13 protein-coding genes are annotated in these 16291 nt (G+C 72.2%); 4 read left to right on the forward strand and 9 right to left on the reverse strand.

Features of this window, described 5'->3' with window-relative positions:
- Window positions 1–148: 148 nt before the first annotated feature.
- Together OG714_RS10670 and OG714_RS10675 are read left to right on the forward strand one after the other, a co-directional pair.
- Entirely contained in the window at window positions 149–1465 is a 1317-nt protein-coding gene (locus OG714_RS10670; RefSeq protein ID WP_406120094.1) for an amidohydrolase family protein, read from the forward strand.
- 82 nt (window positions 1466–1547) lie between these two features.
- Complete coding sequence (locus OG714_RS10675; RefSeq protein WP_406120095.1) at window positions 1548–4346, forward strand: AAA family ATPase; 2799 nt, start codon at window positions 1548–1550, stop codon at window positions 4344–4346.
- Between the two features lie 10 nt (window positions 4347–4356).
- Here the strand turns inward: OG714_RS10675 and OG714_RS10680 are convergent, their stop codons facing one another.
- The 6 genes from OG714_RS10680 to OG714_RS10705 form a co-directional block, all read right to left on the reverse strand.
- On the reverse strand, window positions 4357–5208 hold the full coding sequence (locus OG714_RS10680; protein ID WP_406120096.1) for a GNAT family N-acetyltransferase: 852 nt from the start codon (window positions 5206–5208) through the stop codon (window positions 4357–4359).
- Window positions 5209–5320: 112 nt separating this feature from the next.
- Window positions 5321–6010, reverse strand: a complete 690-nt coding sequence (locus OG714_RS10685; protein ID WP_406120097.1) for an alpha/beta hydrolase — start codon at window positions 6008–6010, stop codon at window positions 5321–5323.
- A gap of 82 nt (window positions 6011–6092) precedes the next feature.
- Window positions 6093–7031 carry an alpha/beta fold hydrolase gene (locus tag OG714_RS10690; RefSeq protein WP_406120098.1) on the reverse strand — a complete coding sequence of 313 codons (939 nt, stop codon included), beginning with the start codon at window positions 7029–7031 and terminating at the stop codon, window positions 6093–6095.
- 85 nt (window positions 7032–7116) lie between these two features.
- Window positions 7117–8085, reverse strand: a complete 969-nt coding sequence (locus OG714_RS10695) for an RNA polymerase sigma factor (protein WP_406120099.1) — start codon at window positions 8083–8085, stop codon at window positions 7117–7119.
- A gap of 243 nt (window positions 8086–8328) precedes the next feature.
- Window positions 8329–9711 carry an MATE family efflux transporter gene (locus tag OG714_RS10700; protein WP_406120100.1) on the reverse strand — a complete coding sequence of 461 codons (1383 nt, stop codon included), beginning with the start codon at window positions 9709–9711 and terminating at the stop codon, window positions 8329–8331.
- A 46-nt stretch (window positions 9712–9757) separates the two neighbouring features.
- Window positions 9758–10771 carry a LacI family DNA-binding transcriptional regulator gene (locus tag OG714_RS10705; protein ID WP_406120101.1) on the reverse strand — a complete coding sequence of 338 codons (1014 nt, stop codon included), beginning with the start codon at window positions 10769–10771 and terminating at the stop codon, window positions 9758–9760.
- A gap of 137 nt (window positions 10772–10908) precedes the next feature.
- Between OG714_RS10705 and OG714_RS10710 the strand changes: the two genes are divergently transcribed.
- Both OG714_RS10710 and OG714_RS10715 read left to right on the forward strand, forming a co-directional pair.
- The gene (locus OG714_RS10710; protein ID WP_406120102.1) at window positions 10909–12063 is read left to right on the forward strand and encodes a Gfo/Idh/MocA family protein; all 1155 of its coding nucleotides are present in this window, start codon (window positions 10909–10911) and stop codon (window positions 12061–12063) included.
- A gap of 142 nt (window positions 12064–12205) precedes the next feature.
- Complete coding sequence (locus OG714_RS10715; RefSeq protein WP_406120103.1) at window positions 12206–14527, forward strand: LuxR C-terminal-related transcriptional regulator; 2322 nt, start codon at window positions 12206–12208, stop codon at window positions 14525–14527.
- Window positions 14528–14798: 271 nt separating this feature from the next.
- On the opposite strand, the gene OG714_RS10720 is transcribed toward OG714_RS10715, so the two are convergent.
- The 3 genes from OG714_RS10720 to OG714_RS10730 are packed head-to-tail and all read right to left on the reverse strand — an operon-like array spanning window position 14799 to window position 16211.
- Complete coding sequence (locus OG714_RS10720; RefSeq protein ID WP_406120104.1) at window positions 14799–15020, reverse strand: hypothetical protein; 222 nt, start codon at window positions 15018–15020, stop codon at window positions 14799–14801.
- Window positions 14984–15460 (reverse strand): hypothetical protein, encoded by a 477-nt coding sequence (locus tag OG714_RS10725; RefSeq protein WP_406120105.1) that lies wholly within the window; start codon window positions 15458–15460, stop codon window positions 14984–14986. Before OG714_RS10725 ends, OG714_RS10720 begins: the two co-directional genes overlap by 37 nt.
- A 46-nt stretch (window positions 15461–15506) precedes the next feature.
- Entirely contained in the window at window positions 15507–16211 is a 705-nt protein-coding gene (locus tag OG714_RS10730; protein WP_406120106.1) for a DUF4232 domain-containing protein, read from the reverse strand.
- Window positions 16212–16291: the final 80 nt, after the last annotated feature.

Below are 16291 nucleotides of genomic sequence, written 5' to 3' on the forward strand. Positions count from 1 at the left end.
ATGCACCCGAATCCGGCGATGGTCATGACAGCTGAACGCTCCATTCCCCCACCCCTGTGATCGAGTTCACGCCGCCGGGATCGAACCTTTGGACCGGTCCCGCATCGTGTTCGTGTTGCCAGTACTCCATCCGGAAGCGAGCTCTCCCATGTCTGTGCCACGGCGTTTCCTCGCCCCCGTGGTCCTCCCGGCCGACCCGTCCTGTTCCGTCCTGCGCGACGCCGCGGTCGACGTCGGCGCGGACGGCCGCATCACCTACTGCGGTACGGCCGCCGCCGCTCCCCCGCTCCCGGCCGGTGTCCCGGTCGCCGCCCTGTCCGGGATCCTCGCTCCGGGCCTGGTCAACACGCACGCGCACTCCCCGATGACCCTCCTGCGGGGACTCGGCGGGGACCTCCCGCTGGCGTCCTGGCTCCAGGACGCCGTCTGGCCCGCCGAGGCCCGCATGCGCCCCCGGGACGCCCGCGCGGGCATGCTCCTGGGCTGCGTCGAGATGCTGCGCTACGGCGTGACGACCAGCGCCGAGATGTACGCGCACGCCGAGCAGGTGGCCGACGCGGCGCTGGAGGCCGGGAGCCGAGTCCTGATCGCGCCCGCCTACTTCGACCGGCCCGGCGACGACTGGCACACCGATCTCGCGGCCATCGGCAAGTGGATCGACGCGGACGGCCTGCGCTTCGGGCCCGGTGAGCGCGTCGAGCTCTGCTACGGACCGCACTCCGCCTACACCCTGCCGCCCGAGGCACTGCGCGCCACGGCACAGGAGGCGGCACAGCGCGGCGCGCTGGTGCACATACATGTCGCGGAGACCCTCGCCGAGGACGCCGTCCAAAGGGAGTTGCACGGCTCGGTCCCTCAACTGCTCCAAGAGACCGGGCTGTTGGACGGGCGGCTGCTCGCTGCCCACGCGGTGCATCTCTCCGACGACGACATCCGGCTGCTCGCGGCGTCGGGCGCCGGTGTCGCGCACTGCCCCGGCTCGAACGCCAAACTCGCCTCCGGAACAGCCCACTTGCACGCCCTGCGCGCCGCGTCCGTCGCCGTCGGCCTCGGTACCGACGGGCCCGCGAGCAACGACGACCTCGACCTGTGGGAGGAGGCCCGTCTCGCGATGATGTTCTGCCGTCTCGCCACGGCCGACGCCATGGCACTCACCGCCGCGGACGCCTTCCTCATGGCGACCTCGGCCGGAGCCGCGGCCCTGGGCCGGACCGACATCGGGGCGCTCCGCCCCGGAAACTGGGCGGACATGATCCACCTCTCCGTGGACGGACCCCACTTCACCGCGGGTCTCGACGTCGAGGACGGCCGGCTGCTCGCCAACCTCATGTGGGCGGCCGGTTCCCGCGCGGTCCAGGACGTCTGGGTCGCGGGCGAGGCCGTCGTCGTGGGCGGCGAGACGGTCACGGTGGACCGCGTCGCCGCCCAGCACGCCGCCTTCGAAGCCGCCGCACACCTCGTGTAGACCGGCACCGGACGTTTTGGCAGTTCCTGTTGCTGCTCGACTTGGCAGTTCCTGTTCCCGCTCGACCACTACGGGAGGCGTCATGGCATCGGCACCCCTCACCCCGCCGGCCCTCGTCGGACGATCGGCCGAACTGGCCGTCCTCGACGGGCACTTCGGCACCGCCCTCGTGCGACAGACCGCGCTGATGCTGACCGGGGAGGCCGGGGTGGGCAAGACCGCGCTGCTGGACGCCGCGGCGCTGCGCGCGGCCGAGGCCGGCTTCCGGGTGCTGCGGGTCGCCGGCTGCCCGTTCCGGAGGGGCGTCGGCTTCTCGGCGTTGAACCAGTTGCTGCAACCGCTGGCCGACGGGCTTCCCGCGTTGCCCGCGCGGCAGGCGGAGACCCTCCAGGCGGTCCGTGGGCTGTCCGGGGAGCAGCCGGCCGAACTGCTCGCCATCGCCAACGCCGTGCACGCCCTGCTGGCCCGGACCGTCGCCGGGACCGGTCCACTCGCGCTGATCGTCGACGACGTGGCGTGGGTGGACCGGCCCAGCGCCACGGTCCTGGGGACCGTCGCCCGTTCCCTTCACACCGAGCCCATCGGTCTGCTGGGCGCGGCCCGGACCGGCGACGAGTCCTTCCTGAGCAACATCGGGATACCGGAGTACGAGGTCGGTCCCCTGGACGAGGTCTCGGCGAACGAGCTGGTGGCCGAGCGGTTCCCCGCGATGGCGGCGAGGGTGCGCCGACGGCTGGTCGCGGAGGCCCGGGGCAATCCCCTGGCGCTGCTGGAACTGCCCGTCCCCCTCAACGACTTGCAGCAGACGGAGCGGGGCACCCTGCCCGCCGTACTGCCGTTGACCGAGCGCCTCAAGGGCATCTTCTCCACCCGGGTCGCCGCGCTCCCGGCCGCGACCCGCAAGCTGCTCCTGCTCGCCGTGCTGGACGGCTCGGGTGAACTGCACATCCTCCAGCGGGCGTTGGGCGTACCGGACGGTCTCGCGGGGCTGTCCCCCGCCGAGCGGGCCGGGCTCGTGCAGGTCGACGGTGTCACCGGGAGGCTGGAGTTCCGGCATCCGCTGACCCGTTCCGCGGTGATGGAGCTGGCGACCAGTGAGGAGCGCCGGTGGGCCCAACTGGCCCTCGCCGCCGAGCTCCCCGAGGGCTCCGAGCACCGGGCCCGGCATCTCGCCGACGCGGCCGTCGGCCCTGACGACGAGGTCGCCGCCCTGCTGCACGAGGTGGCGTACGGCACCCTGCGCCGCGGTGACGCCGTCGGCGCCATCACGACCCTGCTGCGCGCCTCGGAGTTGAGCGGCACGGGCACGGCCAAGGCCCGTCGGCTGGCGGAGGCGGCCTGTCTGGGCGCCAACATCACCGGCGATCTGCGCAACGTGCGCGCGCTGCTGGACAACGCCGGCCACGCCGACCCGTCCGGCGTCGGCTCCCTCGCCGCCGCCACCGCCGCGGCCAGCCGGCTCCTCAACGGCGAGGGCGATGTCGACACCGCCCACCGGCTGCTCATCGGCGCCATCGAGACCCATGTCTGGCCCGAGGACGGGGAGTCGGCCGAGGACATCTTCCGCGAAGCCCTCAACACCCTTCTCATGGTGTGCTTCTACGGCGGCCGGCCGGAACTGTGGCACTCCTTCGAGGATGTCGTGAAGCGTCGGCGGCCACCCGCTTCGCGTCGCCTGCTGCCGGTGATCCTGGGCGCCTTCGCCGATCCGGCGTACGGCGCGCTGCCCTTCCTCGACCGGCTCGACCACCTCGTCGCCGGCCTGCATCAACAGACGGATCCCGTACGGGTCTTCGGCGTCGCGCTGTCCGCCTCCTACATCGACCGCCTCCCGGGCTGCCGCAGCGCGCTGCGGCGGGTGGTCGACGACGGCCGCGACGGCGGGGCCGTGGCCCTGGCGATCCAGGCGCAGTTCCTGCTGGCCAACGACGCCTACGCCGGCGGCCAGTGGGACGAGCTGCTGGAGATCACCGAGGAGGGCCTCGGCTGGTGCGAGTCGTACGACTACCGGCTGACGGCCTCAACCGGCCACTTCCAGCGGGGACTTGTGGCCGCCGCGCGCGGCGACGGCACCACCGCCCGTGAGGTCGCGGACCGGCTCGTGTCCTGGGGCAACCCGCGCGGGCTGGGGGCGCTGCGGGTCTACGCCGCGCACATCCGGGCCCTGTCGGCGCTCGGCGGCGCGGACTTCGACGCCGCCTATCGCCTGCTGCGCGCCCTCGTCACACCCGGCGAGGTGCCGAGGTTCATGTCGCACGCGCTGTGGCTCCTGCTGGACTTCACCGAGGCCGCTGTGCACACCGACCACCACGAGGAGGCGGCCGCGTACATCGCGGCGGTCCGCGGGACCGACATCCCTTTGCTCTCACCGCGGTTGGCCATGCTGACGGACGCCGCCGAGGCGATGGCGGACCCGGACGTCATCGACCACGGCCTGTTCGAGGCGGCCATCGCGGCGCCGGGTGCCGAGCGCTGGCCGTTCGACTGGGCGCGGATCTGCCTGGCGTACGGCGAGCGGCTGCGCCGTGCCAAGGCGGGCGGCGCGGCCCGTGAGCACCTGGACGCGGCGCTCGGCACGTTCGAGCGGCTCGGCGCGGCCCCGTGGAGTGCGCGGGCGGCCAACGAGCTGCGGGCGAGCGGAATCCCCGTCAAGCCGCTCAGGCCCGTCGAGTCCGAGGACCAGGACCGGCACGCGCTGCTGACCCCGCAGGAGCGGGTGGCGGCCCAACTGGCCGCCACCGGGCTGACGAACAAGCAGATCGCCGCGCGGCTCTTCCTGTCGCCGCGCACGGTGGCGGCCCATCTCCGCAGTGTCTTCCGGAAGTTGAACGTCACCTCCCGGGGCGGCCTGCGCGACGCGCTGACCGGCCCGATGCCGTGACGCCTCCCGCTCAGCTCGCGTCGGGTTCCAACTGCCAGGTCCAGTTGGGGCGTTCGTAGGCCACCTCGAAGCCGAGGCGGAGCATGTTGTGCAGGGAGCTGTTGTGGGTGCCGGGCTCCTCGGCGCCGGTCTCGGCGACCAGGACCCGGCACCCCGACTTCTGTGCCTGACGGGCACGGGCGGCGAGCAGGGCGGTCTGGCCGCCGCGTCCGCGTGCGTGGGGCAGTACGGCGCCGGCGAACATCTGCGCGGTGTCACCGCGGACGAGCATGGTGCCGGTGCCGACCAACTCACCCTCCAGCCAGGCCCCGTAGGGATACCAGCCCGGCCGGGACACGGTCGCGGCGCCCATCTCGGCGTAGTGCTCGACCGGCGTTCCGAAGGCCCGCATCATCACCGTGCCCCATTCCAGGGCGTGTTGGGCCTCCAGCGGGGTGACGCTGATGCCGTCGGGCGGCACCTCCAGGGCGTCGGCGCGGGCGACGGCCTCCTCGGTGGAGCAGACGAGCTTCACCCAGGACGAGGACTGGACGATGCCCTCCCGTTCGCAGATCTCCGGCCAGTCCTCGGGCAGGAAGGCGGGCGCGATCTGGAAGGCGGCCTGCGGGGTGCCTGCCGCACGGTAGAAGTCGCAGACCTCCTCGACGAGTTGGGCGGTGACGGGGGCGGTGACACCGAAGCCGAGGGCCTTGCTCCAGAAGCGGGTGATGTCGTGGCGCATGGACAGCACCACACCGCCGCCGATCCGGGTGGCGGTCATGCCCAGCGCGGTACGGACAGGCTCGGGAGTCTCCGTCTGGAATCGGTAGAGGGCCTCCGCCTCGGACTGTTCGGCGACGGACGGCTGGACGACGGTCGTCATGGATCTGGCTGCCTCTCGGTCATCCCGGGGTGTCCCGGGAAGCGACGCGGACAGCCCGCCTGTGAACAGGCGGGCTGAAGCGGGGAGTTGACATGTGGTCAGCGATGGGACATCAGGCCTGGTGGGCCGCGGCCCGCTTGATCAGGTCCGCCACCGCGGCGGGCTGGGAGACATAGACCGCGTGGCTGCCGGCGGCCTCGGTCACGGTGGCCCCGGCGCGCTCGGCCATCTGGTGCTGGACCGGCGGCGGGATCATGTGGTCGTCGGTGGCGACGAGGTACCAGCTGGGCTTGGTCCGCCAGGCGGGCTCGGTGATCGTTCCGCCCAGCGCCTCCAGGCCCCACGGAACCTGCGAGTCGGCCAGGAACGCGGCGTCCTCGGCCGGCAGGTCGCCCGCGAAGGACGCGGCGAACTTGTCACGGTCCAGGAAGAGGAAGCCGTCGACGGGCGGCAGGATCGGCGGCACGGGCGCGCCGGGCGCCGGGTCGGCGACCAGCGTGCCGACGGACTCGTCCTTGTCCGGTGCGAAGGCAGCGACGTAGACGAGCGCGGCGACGCCCTCGTGCCGGCCGGCCTCGGTGATCACGGCGCCGCCGTAGGAGTGGCCGACGAGGACCACCGGGCCGTCCAGGGCGTCGAGGGCCCGCTGGGTGACGGCCACGTCGTCGACGAGAGACACAGTCGGGTTCTGTACGACGCTGACGTTGTAGCCGTCCTGGGTGAGCAGGCGGTGCACGGACTGCCAGCCGGAACCGTCGACGAATCCGCCATGCACGAGAACGATGTTCTTCACGGCACTCATGCCGATGCTCCTTGTTTGTCGGAAACCCTGCGGGCAGATCCAACGTAGGCCGGGCCGTCCGTCGGGGCTTCGACCAAATGACCTAGTTGCACATGACCTGGTTGCCGGCGGGGGTCCCGGCGTCGCCCACGGGGGCCTCGACGAAGGCCGTCACCGCCTTCGCGAACGCCTCCGGTTCCTCCAGGTGACCGAAGTGCCCGCTGTTCTCCAGGATCACCAGTTCCGAACCCGGGATGAGCTCGTGCAGTTCCTCCGCCCAGCGCAACCCGCAGATGAAGTCGTGGCGGCCGACGAGGACGAGGGCCGGCACGGTGAGCGAGCCGAGGTCGGCGCGGTCGTCGATGACGTCCGGGGTGAGGTCGTCGTCCAGCCCGGAGACGTGGGTGGCCACCACGGCGGCGCGCGCGGGGCCGAACTCGGCCTCCCTGCCCCAGAAGTCGGCGAAGTACGCGGGGAACAGCCCACGGGCCACGGAGGTCATCTGCTCGTCGTCCGAGATGGTGGGGATGTTCTGGAACGCCTCCACGACCTCGGGGAGCCCGGGGTTGCCGGCGTGCCGGGCGGCGAACTCCTGCACGAGGCGCATGGCCTCGGCGCCGTGCTCGGGACCGGTCACCGGAGCGCTGTTGTAGAGGATCACGCCGGCGATGCGGTCGGGGTGGTGCAGGGCGTGGTACTGGGCGACGAATCCGCCGTGCGAGTGTCCGAGGAGGTGCACCTCGGGGACGCCGAGGTGTTCGATCAGCGCCGTGAGGAAGCGGCTGTAGCGGGCCCGGGTGTAGCCGTGCGGGTGGGCGGGCAGCCGGCCGGAGGCACCGGTGCCGACGGGCTCCGGGTAGACGACGGTGAGGTGCTCCTCCAACTCGGGCATGCGCAGGTACTCCCAGAAGATCCCCGGTCCGCCGGAGTGCGCGACGCAGACCGGTCCGGTCCCGTGGACGTGGTAGCTCTGCGTGACCCCGTCGATCTCGACGGTGTGGGTCCCGGTGGCGAGCGGGTCGGTCGAGGGGGTGGTGCTCATGGGATCTCCCTGTTCGGCATACGGCGATGACACGGACAGGACGCGGCAGGAAGGACGAAGTTCGAAATGAATCGCGTGACGCCGGTCACACAAGAAGGGAGTGGGGGACGGGCACCGGCCGGGGATGGACGAGGCGCAGCCGATGCACGCGCCCGGCGCCGTCCAGACTCATGAGCCAGGCCACGGCGGGTGGGCAGTGCTCGGGGTCGTCGTCGGGATTGCTGATGTCCATCTCCCAGACGACGAGCGACCGCCCGGCCACGGCGTGCACGAGGTGCTGCCGTACGCCGGCCTCCAGGTCGCACTCCATCCCGCGCACCAACAGGCTTCTGCCGCCCACCGGTTGGTTCCCCCGGACCAGTGCGGCCTCGGGCGACCAGCGTTCGGTGAGCAGCTTGCCGAAGTGTCCGTTCTCGGCCGCGTCCAGCGTCTCGCGCGCCTCGACCCGGCTGGCGCGGGTGCGCCGTCCGACGTCACCGTGCGGGGCGTCGGCGGTGGCGGCGAGGGCCAGCGCGAGCTTGGCCCGCCCCTGGCTGAGCCGGCTGCGGACCGTTCCAACGGGAACTCCGCAGGCCCCGGCGATCTGCTCGTACGACGTGACGCCGACACTGAAGTGCCGCAGCACGAGCGGCAACCGCAGCGCGGGAGACAGTTCCTCGATCGCCTCCCAGATCCAGTCCCGCAGGGCGTGCCGCTCCAGCCACCGCTCGGGACCGGACTCGGTGACCGGCACGTGCAGATCGTCGAGCGGCCGGAGATCGACGGCTCCCCGCAGCAGCGAACGGGCCTGGTTCCGCACGATCATCCGCAACCAGGCCCCCACGGCCTCCGGGTCCCGTACATCCCCCAAGCGCCGGAGCGCGGTCACCGCCGCGTCCTGCACCACGTCGTCGACATCGGGCCCCGGCCCCAGCACACTCACCGCGACGGCCCGCATCCCGGCCCGGTGCCGCTCCAGCAGCAGTCCCAGGGAGGCGACGTCCCCGGCCTGCGCGGCCAGGGTGAGCGCCGCGTCCTCGATGCGCGTGATCTCACCCAGGTCCCGGCTGCTCATGCTGCCCCTCTTCCGGCGCCCGTGTCGTCCGTACGACCGTAGTGGGCGCGCCGCACGAGGTCACATCGCGCCGACGCCCGGCGGGGTCGGCGTCGCACCAGGTGTCCGTTGCCGGTGTCCGGGTCCCGCACACCGCCGATACGCCCCGGACCAAGGATGTTCAGCCTTTGTTCAACGACTTGGACCGGTCCCTACGACCGTTGCGGCCACGTTCTGTTGACGGCCAGGGGGCTACCCCAACCGTCAGCGCCCCCGGCCGGGCTCCCGCGCCGCACCCGCGCCGGCGTTCGCGCCCCGCACGCCCGCCGGGACGACCGCACCGACGATGCGCGCGCTGTGCCGTCGGAAGGAGACGGACTTGGTCACGGCCTGGAGGAGGTTCGCGCAGGCCAGCGCGGTCCACAGGCCGGTCAGTCCCGCCGCGTCGGCGATCGGCACGGCGAGGGCCGCGAGCACGCCGAACCACACCGCCGTGGACACCAGGCTCGGCACGGTGCGCCTGAGCCCGACGAGCCCGAAGCCCGCCACGGCCTGCAGGGCGTCGGTGACGACCACCGCGAGGACCAGCGGCAACAGCCGTACGACCTGGTCCGCCAGCCCCGGTTCCCTGGTGAACAGGCCGATCACCGGGTCCCGCAGCACGACCAGTACGGCCCCCAGCACGCCCACCGCGCACAGGGCGACCCCGATCCCGGCGTCCACACTGCGCCGGATGCGGGCGAGGTCGCGTTCCTCGGCGTATCCGGCGATCAACGGCACCGTGGCCTGCCCGACCGCCGCGGCGGCGGTGAAGACGACGTTCACCAGGGACTCGGAGACGCTGTGCACGGCGGCGCTGTCGGTACCGATGCGGGCGGCGGCGAAGGTCAGCACGCCCAGCACGGAGAACTTCACCAGCACGGTCCCGCCGAGCGGCACCCCGACCCGGGCCAGCCGCAGCACCTCGCGCGGATCGGGGCGCCCGGGCCATAGCGACCGGCCGGCGAGCACGGTACGGCGACGCAACGCGTACTGGTTGAGCCCGGCCCCCATCGCGCTGGACGCCAGCATGGCCACCCCGGCCCCCGCCAACCCGAAGCCGGGCAGCGCCCCCGGTCCTCCGACCAGCACGACGGACAACGCCACGGACACGCCGGTCCCCACCAGCCCGGACCGCATCACCTGCGCCGACCGCCCCAGCGCGACCAGCACGGACGAGGCAGACGAGTTGACGGCGATCAGCAGCACGCTGCCCGCCAACATCCAGGGAAACAGGCCCAGTTGGTCGAGGACGGCACCCGGCACTCCGAACGCCCCGCCGAGCAGCGGCACCCCGGCCACCGCCGCCGCGCACACCCCGCCCACGGCGAACGCCAGCCACATCCCGCTCCGCACCAACGGCAACAGCTCCTCGGGGTCGTCCCGTTGGGGCGCCACGAAGGGCATCACCCCGCGCAACGCCCCGGCGACGGTGGCGGTGGCCGGGCTGAACACGGCGATCGTCACGGCGAACGCGGCCAGCGAGACGGTGGCGTGCCGCCCCAACAACGCGGTGTCGACGAGCGATCCGGCCGACGCGGCGAGGGAGCTCACGTACAGCGGCGCGGCGGCCCTGGCGATGGTCATGAAGGCGCTGCGTTCACTCACACCCGCCCATCCTGCCAGTCAACTACCGCGCCACGCACATGAGTTGCTACGGCGTCATGGTCGCGGGCGGCGGCCCCGTGCTCCCCCGCACCTCGATCCGCGGCTCCGACAGCACGGTCTCCGCGGCCCTCCTCGGATCCCTCATCCGGTCGACCAGGAGCTGCGCGGCACGGCGGCCGATGTCGTGGCTGCCGTTGTCGACGGTGGTGAGCCAGAGGTGTCGTAGGCGCGCGAGGTACGTGTTGTCGTAGCCGACGAGGGACAGGTCCCGAGGCACCTGGAGACCCAGTTCCTCGGCCGCCGAGAGCGCGCCGACGCACGCGATGTCGTTGAAGGCGAAGACGGCCGTGGGGCGTTGCGGGGCGGTGAGCAGGCGGACCATCGCGCGGTAGCCACCCTCCTCCGTGTGGTCGCCCTGTTCGACCGCCGCGAGGTCGGTCAGGCCGTGGCCGTGCATGACCGCTTCGAAGGAGGTGCGGCGGAGTTCGCCGGCGACGCCCTGGCCGGCGATGTGGGCGATGCGGCGGTGGCCCTGGTCGATGAGGTGTTCGGTGGCCAGGACGGCGCCGTACGAGTCGTCGCCGGCCACGACGTCGACGTGGGGCAGGACCGGCTCGACGGCGCCCGCGATCACCGTGGGGATGTGGGTCGCGGCGGCGAGGAGTTCGTCGGAGCCGGGGAGGGTGCCCACCACGATCAGGCCGTCGACGCGGAGTTCCGTGAAGATGCGGGTGAGGTCCTCGCCGAGGTGGCGGTTGAGGCGGCCGTCGGCCAGCATCATGTGCAGGCCCTGCTCGTGGAGACGGGAGCCCAGGCCGTCGAGGAGTTCCACGAACCAGGGGTTGCGCAGGTCGTTCAGCAGGACACCGACCGAGCGGGTGCGGCGTTCGCTGAGGCTGCGGGCGGCGGCGTTCGGGCGGTAGCCGAGTTCCTCCACGGCAGCCAGCACGGCCTGCCGTTTCTCCGGCCGTACCTGCTCGGAGCCGCGCAGCACCAGGGAGACCAGGGATTTCGACACACCGGCCCGCTCGGCGACATCACGGATGGTCGGAGCGCTCATGGGTGGACCGTTCCATGCAGTCGCGCCCCCTGTCAAAGGCGCGGACACTCGGTGTTGACAGCCAGGTATTGACATCAGGACGAACGGGTTCCACTGTGACGAGGACAGTTTATGGACCGGTCCAAAGAAGGGCAGTCATGGTGACCTCGCTCGGTGTTGCCGTCGTGGGCTTCGGATGGATGGGGCGGGTGCACACGCAGGCGTACGCCCGTGTCCCGCACCACTTTCCGCAGCTGACCGTGCGGCCGCGGCTCGTGACGGTCGCCGAGGAGGTCCCCGGGCGGGCCGAGCAGGCCGCCGAGCAGTTCGGCTTCGCGTCCACCACCCGTGACTGGCGCGAGGTGGTCGACGACCCGCGCGTGCAGGCGGTGAGCATCACCGCGCCGAACTTCCTGCACCGCGAGATCGGCGTCGCGATGGCGGAGGCCGGCAAGCACATCTGGATCGAGAAGCCGGTGGGCCTGTCGACGGCGGACGCCTCAGCCGTGGCCGACGCGGTCACCAAGTCCGGCGTCCAGGGCGCGGTCGGCTTCAACTACCGCAACGCGCCCGCCGTGGAGGCCGCCCGCGACCTGATCGCCTCCGGCGACCTGGGCACGGTCACGCACATCCGCGTCCGCCTCTTCAGCGACTACGCGGCCCACCCGGACGGTGCCCTGACCTGGCGCTACGAGCTGGAGCGCGGCGGTCACGGAGTCCTGGGCGACCTGGCCTCGCACGGCGTGGACCTGGCCCGGTATCTGCTCGGCGACATCGCGTCCCTCGCGGCCGACACCGCGATCTTCCTGCCCGAGCGGGCCCGCCCCGCCGGCGCGACCGCGGGCCACGCCCTGGCCACCGGCGGCGAGTTGGGCCCGGTCGAGAACGAGGACTACGTCAACTGCCTGCTGCGGTTCGCCTCCGGTGCCCGGGGTGTCCTGGAGGCCTGCCGGGTCTCGGTCGGCGAGCAGAACAACTACGGCTTCGAGGTGCACGGCACCAAGGGCGCGGTGTTCTGGGACTTCCGCCGGATGAACGAGCTGGCGGTCAGCCGCGGCACGACCTACCAGGACCAGCCCGTCACCACGGTGTATGTCGGCCCGGGCGACGGCGAGTTCGGAGCGTTCCAGCCGGGCGCGGCGAACGCGATGGGCTACGACGACCTCAAGGTGATCGAGGCGTACCGCTTCCTGCGCTCCGTCGCCGAGGGCACTCCGTACGGCGCGACGCTCCCGGATGCCGTACGCAGCGCGGCGGTTGTGGACGCCATGGTGCGCTCCGCCGAGACCGGCACCTGGGTGAGCCCGGCGTGAACGGCGCGCGCGTCGCCTGATCGGCGCGCCGCCGGGCGCCCGCGCGATCTCGCGCCCACCCGCCGGACTCGACTACCGTTCACGCTCGGGAGTCACTCGCCTACGCTGTGGTGACCGGTTGGCGGACGGGTATGGGGGCGGCATGGGATACGGCTTCGGACAGCGGCGGGGCGGTCAACTCCCGGTGGAGTTGACCAGCTTCGTCGGACGCACCGAGGAACTCGCGGTGCTGCACGCCGAGTTGGCGCGGTCGCGGCTGGTCACGCTGGTCGGTCCGGGCGGTGTCGGCAAGAGCCGTACGGCACTGCGGGCGGCCCGCGCGGTCGCGGACCGGTTCACCGACGGGGTACGGCTGGTGGAGCTGTCGGCGCTGCACGACCCGGAGTTGGTGCCGCCGACCCTCGCGGGCGTCCTCGAACTGCCCGAGCAGTCCGGCATGACGCCGCTGGACGCCATCGTGGAACACCTGCGCGGCCGGCGGATGCTGATCGTCCTCGACACCTGCGAGCACTTGGTCGACGCGTGCGCGATGCTCTGCGACATCCTGCTGCGCGAGGCTCCCGGACTGAGCGTCCTCGCCACCAGCCGACAGCCCCTCGACGTGCCCGGTGAGCGCTGTCTGCCGATCGCCCCGCTGGCCCGCGCGGACGCCGTCGACCTGTTCGTGCAACGCGCCGCCGCCGTCACCGGCGGAGCCGCCCTGGACGGCGCCGACCGGGAGAGCACTCTCGCCCTCGTCGACCGCCTCGACGGCATCCCCCTCGCCCTCGAACTCGCGGCCGTCCGCCTGCGGGCCGTACCCCTCTCCGAACTCGTCGCCCGCCTGGACCGCCACTGCGAGGTCCTGACCGGCGGCCGGCGCACGGCACTCACCCGCCACCAGACCCTGCGCGCCGCCATCGACTGGTCCTACGACCTGTGCACACCCCAGGAACAACTCCTGTGGGCGCGGCTGTCGGTGTTCGCCGGTTCCTTCGAACTCTCCGCCGCCGAGCGGGTGTGCGCGGGCGACGACCCTGGTGGACCGGTCCAACTCGACGGCGAGCAGGTCGTCGAGGCGCTGATCGGGCTCGTCGACAAGTCGGTCGTCCAGCGCATCGGCGAGGACGGCGGCCGCTACCGGCTCCTGGACACCATCCGCGAGTACGGCACCGCGCGCCTCGCCACCACCGAGGACTCCGAGGCCGTACGACAACGGCACTTCGCCCACTACGACGAACTCGTCGGCCGCTTCTGGAACGGTCTGATGGGCCGGGGGCAGGTCCAACTGCACCATGCCGTGCGCGCGGAGATCGCCGACGTACGGGCCGCGTTGAAGTACGGCTGCGCCACCGAGGGACGGACGGGCGACGCACTGTGGCTGGCGACCCGCCTCGGGGCGTACTGGCGGGCGGCCGGGACGCTGTCGGAGGGCCGGTACTGGATCGACAAGGGGCTCGGCCTCGTCCCGCAGGACTCCGCGACGCGGGCCTGGGGGCTGTTCATGACCGGGGTGTTCGGGATCTGGACGGCCGATCTGGAGACGGCGTTGGACCGGTTCCCGCAGGCCCTCGACGTCGCGCGCCGCGTCGGCGAGAGCCGCGTGGAGCTGTTCAGCGAGGGCTACTTGGGCGCCCTGGCGGTGCTCGGCGGTGCCGTCGAGGAGGGGACGGCGGCGCTCGAAGCGGTCCGCCGGCGGATGATCGCGGCGGACGACGCGCTGGGCATCGGCGTCGTCCACTACGAAGGGGCCCTGCTGTACGCCGCGTTGGGCTTCACGGACCGCGCGCTGGAGTGGTGCGAGACGGGCCTGACGTATCTGGAGGGCCGCGGCGAACGCCAGTTGTACGGCTCCACCCTCACCGTCCAGGGCATCATCCTGTGGCTCGTCGGCCGGCCCGAGGAGAGCGCGGTCGCGTTGCGCCGGGGCCTGGAGGCGGCGAGCGAGATCGGCGAGGTGCTGGTCGCGGCGCTCGCGTCCCTCGGCCTGGCCTGGCACGCGGCCGGGCAGAAGCGATACGTCAGGGCCTGCTGGCTGCTGGGTTACGCGGAGCACGCGCGGCGGCTGGGCGGCGACCCGGTCGGCATGCTGCCCCGGCTGCTGGAGGAGCAGGAGTCCCAACAGCGGGCGGTGCGGGCGGCGTTGGGCGCCGAGCCGTACGAGCGGTGGCGGGAGGCCGGGGCCCGGATGTCGGGCCGCGAACTCCTGGACGCCGTACGCACCGACGCGGACGAACCGCCCGGCATCCCCGCGGCCCGCTCCGCCACCGCGGACACCCGCCCCGCCGACCCCCTCACCCGCCGCGAACGCGAGGTCGCCGCGCTCGTCACCCAGGGTCTGTCCAACCGGGAGATCGCCGAACGGCTCGTCATCTCCAAACGCACCGTGGACGCCCATGTCGAGCACATCCTCGCCAAGTTGGGCATCACCTCGCGTACCGAGATCCTGGCCGCGGCTCAGCCCGAGAGCACCAAGTCGGCGTAGGTACCCGGTACCTACGTACCCCCTCCACGCCCCGCGCCGACGCCTACGTGCACCGATATCGCCACCGATCTACGGGAGTTCACCTCCCCCGCACCCGCCCGCCACCCCAAGCTGGTCCTACCGCCAGGGGAACGGGAAGTGTCGGGGGCCGGCAGTGTTGGTCAACCCCACGGCTGTCATGGCAAGGCAACCGTCACCGCACCTCCCCTGGCGGTATGCGCGTGGGGCTGCCCCTGTCGGCGGGGGCAGCCCTCCTCCAAAGGCCCGGCGATCAGCCGCGCTCGGCCCGCCCGTACATCGTCTTGGCGGTGGCGCCGAGGATCTCGCCGTACATCTTGGTCGGCGTGAACCCGTCCAGCGAGCTGTTGACCGAGACGAGGGTGCCCTGCCCGGTGGTCTCCTTGAAGTCGGCCAGCCACGGGCCGCCGCTGGAGCCGCCGGTCATGTCGCAGGGGATCATCTGCTGGCCGTTCTCCTTCTTCTCCGTGCCCACGCAGCGCAGGAGTTCCTCACCGAGCTGCGGGTGGGTGGCGGGGTAACCGAAGGACGAGATCTTCCCGCCGACCGCCCGGACGATCCGGGTTGCGTCGTCGGGTCGGCGGCCGTCTCACCGAGGAAGGCGAGGAACTCCCCCACCGTGCAGTTCCAGAGCCGGCGTTCCACCAACGCCGTGTGCCGGCGGGCGAGTTCGTGATCGTCGCCGTAGACGAACCCGACGACGAGCGGGCCCTCGTACTCGCGGATCTCGATTCCGCTCGGCTGTACCTCGTCCGCCGAGTGCAGGCCCACCGTGATGCCGATGATCTCCCGGATCAGGACGCCCGCTCTCCTGAACACGCCGTCGGACGAGGTGTGCCACACCACCTCGAAGTGTTCGTGCGCGGGCGTCCCGGGATCGGGCCGCCGGTTCACGCCGTTCGATGTACTGGACACACCTACGTCCTCTCTGCGCGGCGGGGAACTTCGCGGCACGGACTGCCTAGTTGAGGGCGTCCGAGGGGTTGGTCAGCCAGTAGGTGGTGGTCAGCGAGCTGTCGATGTACACGCCCTTGCTGGGCAGCGCGACCTTGACGCCGGAGCCGACGAAGTCGAGCGCGCGGTTCTGGAAGATCACCGAGAGCGTCTTCGCGGTGTAGCCGCCCGAGCCGCTCCCGTCGGCGGCGGAGAGGAGGACGCCCGCGTAACCCGACTGTCCGGGGCGGAGCGTGGTGACCGCCTGCGGCTGCGTGTCCTCGTCGACCGGGGGGACGGACTGGGCGTCCGTGAACCGCAGGGCCGGGTAGCCGTACAGGTAGCAGGTCTTGGAGCCGGTGTTCTTGACGGTCAGCAGCAGATGGTTCAGCGGCCGCGTCACGGTCTGCGCGGTGACCTTGGTGTTGGCGCCGGTGCAGGTGACGATGCTCGATGTCGACTTGGATCCGCTGGACCCCTTGGCGGTGGTGCTGCTGCCGCCCGACTTCGAGACGGCCTCGGCCACGTCCGTACCGGAAGCGGCGGCCTTGGTGTCCCCCGCGTCGGTCTTGGGTGTCGCGGTCGAGGAGGAGCCGCTGTCGGCGACGACGGTCGGGTTGCTCTTCGCCCCCGTGTCCGTGCTGGTTCCGCAGGCAGTCAGTGCGAGTGAGGCGGCCGCGGCGAAGGTCGCGGTGAGGAGTGCCGTACGGCGGCGGAAGACGGTGTCGGACATGATCGGGTTCCCCCTGGGTGCGGTGCTGGAAGGCGAGCCACCGGGTTCGTGGTGGATCTCGCTGCGAACAACCGCAGCTT

The sequence above is a fragment of the Streptomyces sp. NBC_00989 genome (assembly GCF_045162655.1).
Classification (GTDB): domain Bacteria; phylum Actinomycetota; class Actinomycetes; order Streptomycetales; family Streptomycetaceae; genus Streptomyces.